The sequence below is a fragment of the Micromonospora sonchi genome, assembly GCF_014646235.1.
Classification (GTDB): domain Bacteria; phylum Actinomycetota; class Actinomycetes; order Mycobacteriales; family Micromonosporaceae; genus Micromonospora; species Micromonospora sonchi.
This window is the reverse complement of record NZ_BMNB01000049.1, coordinates 16,558-28,263: the sequence shown is the minus strand read 5'-3', so window position 1 is coordinate 28,263 and position 11,706 is coordinate 16,558. Positions and strand designations below refer to the sequence as shown.

Annotated in this window: 9 protein-coding genes; 5 read left to right on the top strand and 4 right to left on the bottom strand. The window is 74.2% G+C overall.

The window, feature by feature from the left end; genetic code table 11:
- From IEY61_RS29570 to IEY61_RS29560, 3 genes are all read left to right on the top strand, one after another.
- On the top strand, positions 1 to 558 hold a 558-nt coding region (locus tag IEY61_RS29570; protein WP_189050317.1), incomplete at its 5' end, for an RNA-guided endonuclease InsQ/TnpB family protein.
- Positions 559 to 716: 158 nt separating this feature from the next.
- Complete coding sequence (locus tag IEY61_RS29565) at positions 717 to 1,223, top strand: zinc-binding dehydrogenase (RefSeq protein WP_229706569.1); 507 nt, start codon at positions 717 to 719, stop codon at positions 1,221 to 1,223.
- A 21-nt stretch (positions 1,224 to 1,244) separates the two neighbouring features.
- A complete protein-coding gene (locus IEY61_RS29560; RefSeq protein ID WP_189050313.1) occupies positions 1,245 to 1,760 on the top strand; it encodes a 2'-5' RNA ligase family protein in 516 nt (171 codons plus the stop codon).
- 136 nt (positions 1,761 to 1,896) lie between these two features.
- Here IEY61_RS29560 and IEY61_RS29555 read toward each other — a convergent pair whose 3' ends face one another.
- From IEY61_RS29555 to IEY61_RS29540, 4 genes are read right to left on the bottom strand one after another with little or no spacing between them, the layout of a single operon-like run.
- Entirely contained in the window at positions 1,897 to 2,829 is a 933-nt protein-coding gene (locus IEY61_RS29555) for a siderophore-interacting protein (protein ID WP_189050311.1), read from the bottom strand.
- Between the two features lie 27 nt (positions 2,830 to 2,856).
- Entirely contained in the window at positions 2,857 to 4,965 is a 2,109-nt protein-coding gene (locus IEY61_RS29550; RefSeq protein ID WP_189050309.1) for an iron ABC transporter permease, read from the bottom strand.
- Positions 4,962 to 5,945, bottom strand: coding sequence for an ABC transporter substrate-binding protein (locus tag IEY61_RS29545; protein ID WP_189050307.1), 984 nt, complete (start codon positions 5,943 to 5,945; stop codon positions 4,962 to 4,964). The genes IEY61_RS29550 and IEY61_RS29545 overlap by 4 nt, the downstream gene beginning before the upstream one ends.
- 40 nt (positions 5,946 to 5,985) lie before the next feature.
- Positions 5,986 to 6,819, bottom strand: coding sequence for an ABC transporter ATP-binding protein (locus tag IEY61_RS29540; RefSeq protein ID WP_189050305.1), 834 nt, complete (start codon positions 6,817 to 6,819; stop codon positions 5,986 to 5,988).
- A gap of 278 nt (positions 6,820 to 7,097) precedes the next feature.
- On the opposite strand from IEY61_RS29540, the gene IEY61_RS29535 reads away from it, so the two are divergent.
- Both IEY61_RS29535 and IEY61_RS29530 read left to right on the top strand, forming a co-directional pair.
- Positions 7,098 to 8,786 carry a hypothetical protein gene (locus tag IEY61_RS29535; protein ID WP_189050303.1) on the top strand — a complete coding sequence of 563 codons (1,689 nt, stop codon included), beginning with the start codon at positions 7,098 to 7,100 and terminating at the stop codon, positions 8,784 to 8,786.
- Between the two features lie 129 nt (positions 8,787 to 8,915).
- The gene (locus IEY61_RS29530; protein ID WP_189050301.1) at positions 8,916 to 11,702 is read left to right on the top strand and encodes an AAA family ATPase; all 2,787 of its coding nucleotides are present in this window, start codon (positions 8,916 to 8,918) and stop codon (positions 11,700 to 11,702) included.
- Positions 11,703 to 11,706: the final 4 nt, after the last annotated feature.

Below are 11,706 nucleotides of genomic sequence, written 5' to 3'. Positions count from 1 at the left end.
CAGAAGCGAGCACGCAAACACGGCGAGCCGACATCGAACCGGCTACGTCGAACCTATGACCAGATCGCCAAGGTGCGCGCGAAAGTCAAGCGCCGCCGGGGTGACTGGCAGCATAAAACCACCACCTCCCTCGCGCAGCGGTACGGGATTGTGGTGGTGGAGGATCTGCGGATCCGCAACATGACCCGCAGCGCCAAAGGCACCGTCGAGCAGCCCGGCGCGAGGGTGCGTCAGAAGGCCGGCCTGAACCGGTCGATGCGCAACGAGGCACACAGCCGAACCATCGAGCTTCTGGCGTACAAGCTGACCGAACGAGGCGGACAGTTGTTGAAAGTCCCTGCAGCGGGCACGTCCCAGACATGCTCCGCGTGCGGGCATCGTGATCCGGCGTCCCGCAAGGGCGTCGTGTTCGCGTGCACGTCATGCCGGTGGGTCGGTCACGCCGACAGCAACGCCGCCCTGAACATTGTGAACGGGGCAGGGCTTGCCGTGTACGGACGTGGAGCCGAGGCCATCGGGTTCGGCTGTGAAGCGTCAACCACCCGGTGTGCGGCATGAACACCGCCGGGAACCTGCCCCCTCCAGGTGGCAGAGGAAGCCAATGCGAGAACCCGGCCACCGGTGCCCGGCGGCGGGGGCGGACTCGGCCTGGACGGTGGACCCCGTACCACGCGATCCGCCGGTCCTGGTCCAAGCTGCCGCCCGGCAGCACGGCCGTGGTGATCGGTGTCGGCGGGCTCGGGCACGTCGGTGTGCAGATTCTCAAGGCCACCACCGCCACCCGGGTGATCGCGGTGGACACCCGCGACGAGGCGCTGCGGCTCGCCGAGGAGTGCGGCGCCGACCTGGCGTTGCGCTCGGGCGAGGGCACCGTCGAGGAGATCAGGTCGGCCACCGGCGGTCGCGGCGCCGACGTCGTGCTGGACTTCGTCGGCGCCGACGCCACCCTGCGGCTCGGCGCCGCCGCCCGCCCCCTGGGCGACCTGACCATCGTCGGGATCGGCGGCGGCAGTCTGCCGGTCGGTTTCTTCTCCGTGCCGTACGAGGTGAGCATCCAGACCACGTACTGGGGCAGCCGGCCGGAGCTGATCGAGGTGCTCGAACTCGGCGCCCGGGGGCTGGTACGGCCGAAGACGACGACGTTCAAGCTGGACGACGCGATGCGGGCGTACCAGCAGATGCAGGACGGCACGCTGGAGGGCCGGGCCGTCATCGTGCCGTGAGCACCGGCCTACGCTGATCATGTGGTCGCCGCGCTGGAGCTCTACCTGGACACCGCCGCCACCCGACGGATCCGGGTGCTCTGGGACGCCCTCGAGGCCGAGGGGGTGCAGAGCATGCGCTCGCTGCTGGAGCAACGGCACCGACCGCACGTCTCGCTCGCGGTCGCGCCACGCCTCGACCCGGAGCAGGTCGCCACGGCCCTGGCCGGCACCACGGTGGCCGTGCCGTTGCGGCTGTCGTTCCAGTACGCGGGCCAGTTCGTCGGTCGGGTGCTCTGGCTGGGCCCGGTCCCCACACCCGAACTGCTGGCACACCACCGACGGGTGCATGCCCGGCTCGCGGCGGCCGGCGTCACGCTGGTCGAGCACTACCAGCCGGGGCGGTGGGTGCCGCACTGCACGCTGTCGATGCGGGTACCGGCCGCGCTGATGGCCGTCGCCGTACGCCGCTGCCTGGAGATCCTCCCCCTGGAGGCCACCGTCACCGCCGCCGCCCTCACCGACCACGCCCGCAACATCTCCCACCCCCTCCCTTAACTCCCCTCCCCTCCCCCCGCGCCTTGCCCCCGCGATCTTGCACTTTCGGTCGCCCATATGCCCGGCTTCAGGGCTTTTGTGGCGACGAAAAGTGCAAGATCGACGGCGGGGGACGGGGACGGGGACGGGGTGGGTGTCAGGAGGGGTCGGCGCGGCCGTGACGCCAGTAGCCCATGAAGGCCACGGCGCGGCGGTCCAGATTGCGCTCGTTCACCAGGTGGCGGCGAAGGGTGCGGATGACGCCCGCTTCTCCGGCCAGCCAGGCGTAGAGGGGCGCTGCCGGGAACGGGTCGGGCACCTCCCAGAGGAGTTCGCGGTCCACGTCGACGTCCTCGACCGGCACGCCGGCCGGACCGGCGACCGGCACGCCGGCCACGGCGGGCACCCGGCCGACCAGCAACTCGCCGGCCGCGGCGGTGACGGCGGGGACCAGCCGGGCGCCGTGCGGGTCGGTGCCGCGGGGCAACCAGGTCACCTCCACTCCGGGCGGGGCGGCCAGCGGCAGCACGTCGGCCGCCTCGGGCACCTCCAGCAACACCCGGCCCCGGGCGTGCAGCGGCAGCCGCGCGCAGATGCCACTGATCGCCGGCACGGCCGTCTCGTCCCCGGCCAGCAGCAGGCACCCGGTCGACGGGGGACGGAACTCGACGCCGCCGTGGTCACCGTCGTACGCCGCGTCCGGTCCCAGGATGGCGATCTCGTCGCCGGGGCGGACCCGCCGCGCCCACCGGGTCGCCGGCCCGCCGTCGCCGTGCAGCACCAGGTCGACGTCCACCTCGTTGAGCTGTGGCCGAACCGCGCGGGCGGTGTAGGTACGGATGGGATTGCGCCGGTGCTCGGGGAGCGCCCGCCAGCGCGCGTACCAGTCCGGGCCCTGCGGCAGGTACACCCCGCGTTGGCCGGGCAGCGGCAGGGCCAGCTTGATCCGCTGGTCGTAGCCGTTGTCGGCGAAGCGGTCCAGGTCCGCTCCGGTGAAGGTGACCCGGACGAACGACGGGCTGAGCCGGCGTACCGCGTGGACCTCGACGGTGAACAACCGCCAGGGCGCGGCGGGCAGGGTGCTGGTCATGGTGCCTTCCTGATCCGGACCGGTGCGCTACCGGGTTTGCGGGGCGGCGGCGCGGGAGCGCCACAGCAGCCAGACGAAGTACGGGGTGCCGATCAACGCGGTGACCAGGCCGGCGGGGACCTGCGCCGGGGCGATGACCGTGCGACCGAGGGTGTCGGCGAGGCTGACCAGGGCCGCGCCGAGCAGCGCGGCCACCGGCAGCACCCGGGCGTGGCGACCGCCGACCAGGGCGCGGGCGGCGTGCGGGGCGACCAGGCCGACGAAGCCGATCACGCCGACCGCGGCGACGGCGGTCGAGGTGAGCAGCGCCGCCGCGCCGAGCGCGAGCAGCCGGGTGCGCTCCAGCCGGACGCCGAGCACCCGCGGCGTGTCGTCGTCCAGCGTCATCAGGTCCAGTTCGCGGCGGGCGGCGGCGACCGCCGGGGTGAGGACCAGCAGCGCGATCGCCACCGGCAGCACCTGGGTGCCGGTGCGGCCGTAGGTGGAGCCGGAGAGCCAGGTCAACGCCTTGCCGGTGTTCCACGGGTCGAAGGCGACGATCAGGTAGGTGATCAGGGCCGTGCCGCCCTGCCAGGCGCCGAGGCCGATCAGGACCAACCGGTCGGAGTTGAGCCCGCCGCGCCAGGCCGCGCCGTAGACGAGGGCGAAGGCCAGCATGGCGCCGACTCCGGCCACCCCCGAGACGGCCCAGACGCCGGCCAGTGGCACGAACGTGAGCAGACCGACCGCGCCCAGTCCGGCGCCGGCGGTGATGCCGAGGATGCCGGGTTCGGCCAGCGGGTTGCGGCAGACCGCCTGCACGGTGGTGCCGGCGACCGCGAGCGCCGCGCCGGCCAGCACCGCCGCGGCCACCCGCGGCCACCGTTGGTCCAGCACGAAGGTGTACGCCGGCCCGGTGCTGCCGTTGATCCAGTTCACGATGTCGCCGAACAGCACCCAGGTGTCCCCGGTGAGCATGCCGAGCAGCACCGCGGCTGCGGCGATCGTGCCGGCGACGGCGACGACGGTGCGGTGGAACGCCGTCGAGCGGACCGCCGCGTGGCCACCGGGCGGGCGGCGGGTGGGGCCGGCGGCACGGTGCCGGCGGGCCAGCCAGATCAGGATCGCGGCGCCGAGCAGGGTGGTCACCACGCCGGTGGGGATGTCGACGCCGGCCTGGCCGCCCATGACGGCGCGCAGCAGCACGTCGGAACCGAGCACGATGATCACTCCGGCGATCCCGGACAGCGGCAGCAGGACCCGGTGCCGGTGTACCTCGGGCACCAGGGGGCCGAGCAGCCGGACGATCACCGGCGCGCACAGACCGACGAAGCCCACCGGCCCGGTGAGGGTGACCGCTGCGGCGGACAGCAGCACGGCGAGCACCGTGACGAGCAGCCTGGTACGTCGTACGTCGAGACCGAGCACGGTGGCGGTGTCGTCGCCGAGGGCGAGGATGTCGAGGCGGTGACCGAGCAGCATCAGCGCCACGAGGGCGGCACCGATCACCGGGGCGAGCTGGGTGAGCGCGACCAGGTCGGCCTGCACCAGCGAGCCGTTGCCCCAGGCGAACAGGCCGATGGTGGCCTGCTCGAAGAGCAGGAGCAGCAGCATGGTCACCGAACTGAGCGCCAGGGCGGTGGCCGAGCCGGCGAGGATCAGCCTGGTGGTGCCGGCTTGGCCGCCGGCCGACATCGTCATCACCAGGCCGGCCGCCGTGAGGCCGCCGCAGAAGGCGAGGCCGCCGGCGGGCAGCGCGGGCAGCGCGACGCCGAACGCGGCGACCGAGACGATGGCCAGGTGGGCGCCGGCGTTGACGGCGAGGGTGTCCGGCGAGGCGAGCGGGTTGCGGGCGATCGACTGCAGGGCGGCACCGGCGAAGCCGAGGGCGATGCCGATGGCCAGCCCGGCGAGCAGCCGGGGCACCCGGGAGGCGATCAGCACCCGGGCCGATTCGTCGTCGTCGCCGGTGAGCAGCCGCAGCAGGTCGAGCGCACCCACGCCGGAGGTGCCCTGGGTGAGGTGCACCGCGGCGACCAGCAGCGACAGCGCGGTGGCGGCGAGGAAGATCCCGGCCACCCGGGATGCGGAGGGGCGTCCGGCCGGAGCCGGCCGGACGGCCGGCTCCGGGCGCGGGGGCGCGATCGGCGCGGTCACCCCGCGTACGCGGTGACGAGCTGGTCGATGTACTGCTTGCCGGAGAGCGGCCCGCCGAAGGTCCAGATGCCGTCGGGCATCCGGTGCAGGTGGCCCTGTTTGACGAAGGGCAGCGAGGTCCAGATGGCGTTGCCGGCGAGGCCGTCGGCGAAGACGTCGGCGCCGTCCGAGGCGTTGTAGAAGAAGTGCAGGTCGGCGCTCTTGAGCCCGGTCAGTCCCTCGACGTCGGTCTGGCCCAGGCCCCACACCTCGTCGGTCTTGCCGGTCCAGGCGTTGGTGAGGCCGAGTTGGATGCCGATCTGGGAGACCAGTGCGCCCTGGCCGAACATCCGGATGCTGACCGTGCTGCCTTCCTTCCAGCCGTCGGCGATGGCGAACGGTCGGCCGGCCGCGCCGGCTTCGGCGATCTTCTTCCTGCCGTCGGCGATGGCGGCGTCGAAGTCGGCGAGCAGCCGTTGCGCCTCGGTGGTCCGGCCGATCGCCTCGGCGATCATGTTGAGATCGGCGCGCATCCGGCCGAGGTTGTCCGAGGCGTCGCTGCCCCTGGTGACGATCACCGGGACGTACTTCTCCAGCTGGGTCACCAGGTTGGCGCCGCGGCCGTCCTCCATGACCACCAGGTCGGGTTGGAGCGCCACGATCGAGTCGACGCTCGGCTCGCCCCGGGTGCCCACGTCCTTGACGTCGGGGGCGAGCACGGCGGCGGTCACCCAGGTGGCGTAGCCCTTGGTGTCGGCCACGCCGACCGGCATGACACCGAGGCTGACCAGCATCTCGGCCTCGCCCCACTCCAGGGCGACGACCTTGGTGGCGGGGTTGTCGAGCTTCACCTCCTTGCCGCGGCTGTCGGTCACGGTGACCGGCCCGCCGGCGGCGGGGGTGGCGGTCGTGGGTTCGGCGGTGTTCTCGGTGGTGCCGCAGGCCGCCAGCGTCAGCGCGGTGACGGCGGCGAGCAGAGTGGTGACACGGGTACGGGACATGAGGTTCTTTCTCGGATGTGGATGTTGACGGTTCTGGTGCTCAGAGCGCGACACGGGCCAGGTGCCGCCCCACGGGTCGGGTGGTCACCAGCCCGCTGAGCGGGTCGACGGCGACCTCGATCCGGATGCCGTAGGTCTCGGTCAGATCCGGCTCGGTGAAGACCTCGGCCGGGGTGCCGGTGGCACGGACCCGGCCGCCGTGCAGCAGGACCACCTCGTCGGCCACCGCGGCGGCCTGGTTGAGGTCGTGCAGCACGACGCCGACCGCGACGTCGTGCTCGTCGGCGAGGTCACGCATGAGGTCGAGGATCTCGACCTGGTAGCGCAGGTCGAGGAAGGTGGTTGGCTCGTCGAGCAGCAGCACCGGGGTGTCCTGGGCCAGGCAGGTGGCCAGCCAGACCCGTTGCAGCTCGCCGCCGGACAGTTCGTCCACCGGCCGGTCGGCCATCGCGGTGACCCCGGTGACCTCCATCGCGCGGGCCACGGCGGCCGGTCCGTCGGGGTCGTCGGCCCGCCAGCGACCCCGGTAGGGGTGTCGGCCGTAGCCGACCACGTCACGGACGGTGACTCCGCTGGGGACCGGTCGGCTCTGGGCGAGCAGGGTCACCCGGCGGGCGAACTCCTTGGCCGGCAGGCCGGCCGCGGCGGTGCCGTCGGCGAAGTGCACCGCGCCGCCGCCGATCGGATGCAGCCGGGCGAGCGCCCGCAGCAGGGTGGACTTGCCGCTGCCGTTCGGCCCGACGAGCGCGGTCACCGCGCCCGGTCGCAGGGCGATCGTCGCACCGTGCACCACCTGCGTGCCGTGGTAGCCCAGGCGGAGGTCGACTCCGCTCAGGCGCTGCTCGGCGCCGCCCGACGCCCCTCCGCTCACCATGGTGGTTAGGTTAACCTAACCTAACTTCATGTCAAGCGTGGGTTCCGAATCCTCCTCCCCGCCCCGGCGCGGTCGGCGCAGCGGCCGCCCGCCCGACGGCGTCCATACCGGAGCGGTGCGCCGGCTGACCGGCGCCGCCGCCGGCCGACGCCGCCGGTCAGGCGGCGGGAAACGGTACCGGGGTGGGAGGACAGACCGACGCGAGCAGCGGTAGCGTTGCGCGTCATCGCCGCCGGGCCGCCCGGTGTGGCGACTCGCGACCATACGGAGGATGAGGCATGTCCATCGGCGAGGAGCCGTTCGCAGCCCGCGACGACCTGGCTTTGCGGCCGAACTTCGAGGTCACCCTGCGCGGGTACGAAAGACGGCAGGTCGATCACTACGTCGAGCAGACGGAGGGCCGACTCGCCGCCCTCTCGTCCGAACGGGACCGGGCCGCGACGCAGGCACAGGAGATGGTCGGCAAGCTCCAGGCGTTGCAGGTCGAGGTGACCGACCTGCGCCAGCGGCCCGCGCAGTTGGACAAGGCGGCCTTCCAGGATGTGGGCCCGATGGTCGGCCAGATCCTGGACCTGGCGGAGAAGCAGGCCGCCAACATCGTGGAGAGCCACACGCAGCGGGCCAACAAACTCCAGGCGGAGGCGGAGAAGATGCTCGCCAACGCGCGGGAGCGGACCGTCAAGGCCCTCGCCGATCTCGAGGAGGAACTCGCCGGCCGGCGGGCCGAGCACGAGAAGACGTACGAGGAACTGCGGGCGGCGGCCGACGCCGAGCTGGTGCAGACCCGCGAACGCGCCGACCAGCTGCGCACCGAGGGGGAGGCCGCACACGAACGCGCCCAGCAGGAGGCGCAGCGGATCAGCGAGCAGTGCCGCCAACAGATCGAGCAGACCCGCGCGGCGGCCGAGGCGCTGACCACCTCCGCGCGTACCCAGATCCACCAGGAGATCCAGGCGGCCCGCTCGAAGAACCAGCAGGAGATGACCCAGTGGCGGACCACCGTCGAGGAGGAACTGGCGGAGCGGCGGGCCGCGGCCGAGGAGGACCTGACCGAGCAACGGGCGGCCGTCGAACGCGAGCTGGCCGCCCAGCGGTCCGCCGCGGAGCAGCGGGTCAGCTCGATGATCGCGGACGCTCAGCAGTACTCGGCGGAGATCCGTAAGCGCGCCGACGAACAGGCCGCCGAGGTACGCAAGCACAGCGACGAGCAGGCCGCAGCCGCCGAGGAGCAGCTGCACGCCGTACAGCTGGCCGTCGGCGAGCAGCAGGACATGCTGGCCCAGGTGCAGGAGCAGCTGGAAACCGCCCGGCAACAGCTCGACGAGTCGCGGCGCGACAAGGAGGACACGGACGCCGAGCTGGGCCGGTTGCGGCAGCAGCTGGCGGAGACCAGCCGGGACCTCGAGGCCGAGACCCGGCGGCTGGACGAGGTGCGCCGGGCCGTCGAGGCGGCCGAGCGGCACGCCAAGGAGACCCGGGCCCGGGTGCAACGGGAGGCCAAGCGCGTCGCCGATCTGGCTGCCGCCGCCGTCATGGCCGCCGCGGCCGGCGGTGGCGAGACCGCCGAGTACCCGATGGTGGCCGCACGCGCGGGTGAGCGTCCCACGGCCCGCACCGGCGGCGAAGCGGTGCCGCCGACCGGGAACCCGGCCGACGACGGCGGGGCCGCAGCCCCCGAGGCCACCGACGACGGTGCCGACCGGATCGCGCCGAGCCCGGACCGGGCCACGGCCGAGGGCGGCGGGGATCCGCAGGGCGGCACGCAGGACCGGTCCGGCCACCCCCCGCAGACCGGGTCCGCCGCGCGTCCGCTACCGGACCCGGTGGCTCGGGCGGCGGCGGCCGTCGCGGCGGGTAAGCCGGGGGGCATCGACTGGTTCGCCGGGCCCCCGGCGGCCACCGCGGAGGACGCCACCGACCGCCCGGCGACCGATGTGGAGCGCGCACCCGAGCCGGCGCCGCACTGACCTCCCGCGATTGCGCCACGGGCCAACCAGCCGGGCGCTGCACGCCTGAACGGCGGTCGACCGACCGCCGTCCGTGGCTCGCCGTACGCACGATGGTCACCCTTCGCGGGCGGTGCCAGAATCGCCACCATGCGACGAGCGCTCGTCGGCCGGGACGAACTGTTCGACCAGGCTTGGCGCTCCCTCAACGAGCCTGGGCCGGTGCTGCTGGAAGGCCCGGCCGGGATCGGCAAGACGGCGTTGTTACGGGTGCTGGTCGCCGAGGCGGCAGCGGCCGGCTGGCGCGTGTTGTCCTGCGCGCCGACCGAGTGCGAGGGCGACCTGCCCTTCGCCGCCCTCGCCGACCTGCTGCGCCCGTTGGCCGCGCTGACGGCGGACCTTCCGCGTCCGCAGCGCGTCGCGGCCGAGACGGTGCTGCTCACCCGCGAGGGCGACGAACCGGTCGACGAGCGGGTGATCGGCGCCGCCACCCGCTCGCTGCTGGAGGCGGTGCTCGCCATGGGCGGGTCGGTGCTGGTCGCCGTGGACGACGCGCCGTGGCTGGACCGGCCGAGCGAACGCGCCCTGCGGTTCGCGCTGCGGCGGATCGGTCCGAAGCTGGCCACGCTGGCCAGTTCCCGCACCGACAACGGGACGTCGCCGCGCGCCGCGCCCCTCGGGCTCGACGCCGGCGTCGGACGGCTGACCCGGCTGTGGCTGACCCCGCTCGGCGTGAACGCACTGCATCACGTCCTGCGGGAGCGGGTCGGGACCGCGCCGAACCGCCCGCTGCTGGCCCGGATCGCCCGGGAGGCCGGCGGCAACCCGCTGGTCGCCATCGAGGTGGCCCGCGCCGTGCAGCGCCTGCCGCACCCCCCGGAGCCGGCACAGGACCTACCGGTGGCCTCCTCCATGCACCAACTCCTCGGCGAGGTGCTCGCCGGACTGCCGGCCCGGTGCCGGGCTGCCGTACGGATGGCGGCCCTGCTCGGCGTACCCCTGCTCCGGGATCTGGCCGCGGCCGGGGTGTCCCCCGGCGCATTCGACGCGGCGGAGGAGGCGGGGTTGCTGGTCGTGACGCCGCTACGCGTCGAGTTCGCCCACCCGGTGTACGCGGCGGCGGTCCGCGCCGGCATTCCGCCCGGCGTCCGACGCGGCCTGCACCGCCGGCTCGCCGAGGTGGTGGCCGACCCCGACGAGCGGGTCCGGCACCTGGCCCTGTGCACCACCACAGCGGACCCGGTGGTGGCCGACGCGCTCGCCGCGGCCGCCGCCCGCCAGCATGCCCGGGGCGCGGCGGAGGCCGCCGCGAACCTGTACGAGGCGGCCGGTCGCCTCACCCCGACCGATGACCGCGTCGGCCACGGCGAACGGCTGTTGGCGGCGGCTCGCTGCCGGTTCGACTGCGGCGACCATCCCGGTGCCCGAACCGCCGCCGAGGCGGTGGCCGCCGCTTTCACCGGCGACGTGCGCGCCGAGGCGCTGCTGCTGCGCGCCGTGGTGGCGTGGAGCGCCGACGAGTCGGGCGGCACGGCGGTCGAGGCCGCCGGTCGGGCGCTGGCGGCGACCACGCCCGGTACTCCGCTCGCCGGCCGGATCCACGCCCACCTCGCGCTCTTCGTCGACCTGCCGGAACCGGCACGGGCGCACGCGGAGGCGGCCATCGCCCTGCTCACCGGCCCGGGTGGCGACCGCGGGCTCCTGGCGGCGGCGCTGCTGCAGCTGTTCTTCAACGAGGTACGGGCCGGCGAGCCACCCCGCACCGAGTTGCTCGACCGTGCCCTGGAGGTGGAGGGCCCGGAGCCGTCGTGGCTGGCCGGCACGATCCCGGCGATCTGGTGGAAGGCGGTCGACGAGCCGGCCCGGGCCCGCGCCCGGCTACAGGCGCTGTTGGACCGGGCGGCGGCCCGGGGAGACGAACCGTCGCAGTACGAGCTGCTCAAGCACCTCGGTGAGACCGAACTGCTGGCGGGGCACTGGTCGGCGGCCGAGCGGCACATCGCGGCGGCTCGGGACCTCGGTGAGCTGCTCGGCACCGAGCTGACCGCGGAGACCTGGCTGGCCGGGTCGCTCGACGCCCTGCGAGGCCGGCTCGACGCGGCGGCGCGGGTGGCCGAGGCCGGCATACGGCGGGGCGAGGAGCTCGACGACGACTGGTGCCGCCGCATCCACCTTCAGCTGGGTGCCTTCGTCGCGCTCTGCGTCGGGCGGATGGCCGAGGCGGCGGCCGGGTACGGCCGGCTCGCCGCGACGGTCGACCGGATGGGCCTGACCGAGCCGCTGGCGCAGCGCTTCGAGCCGGACTGGATCGAGGCCTGCGTCGGCGCGGGCCACCTGGCCACCGCCCGGGCCGCCCTGGAGCGGCTGGCGCAGCGACACCGACGTGTGCCACGGCCCTGGACGCTGTTGGGGCTGGCCCGCAGTCGGGCCCTGCTGGACAGCGCCGGGGGTGTCGACCCGTCGGCTGCCCTGGACGACCTCGCCGCCGCGCGCGCCGCGGTGGCACCGGACGTCCTGCCGCTGGATCGGGCCCGGTGCCTGCTGGTGGCGGGCGTGGTGCACCGCCGACTGCGCCGCAAGCGACCGGCCCGGGAGGCGCTGGAGGCCGCCGCCGCGGAGTTCGACGCCCTCGGTGCCACGGCGTTCGCCGAACGTGCCCGAGCCGAGGCCGCCCGGCTCGGCGGGCGGCCGCCCGCGCCGTCGGACCTCACCGCGACGGAGGAGCGGGTCGCCCGGCTCGCCGCGCAGGGACGGACCAGCCGGGCCATCGCCGACGAACTGTTCGTCAGCCCCAAGACCGTCGAGACGAACCTGTCCCGCGTCTACCGCAAGCTGGGCATCTCCCGTCGGGCCGAACTCGGCGCCGCGTTGGCCCGGGCCGGTCCGCCGGCAATGGCGAGGGAAACGCCGGATTCCTTCGCGGGCGGCCGGCCGTAGCGTC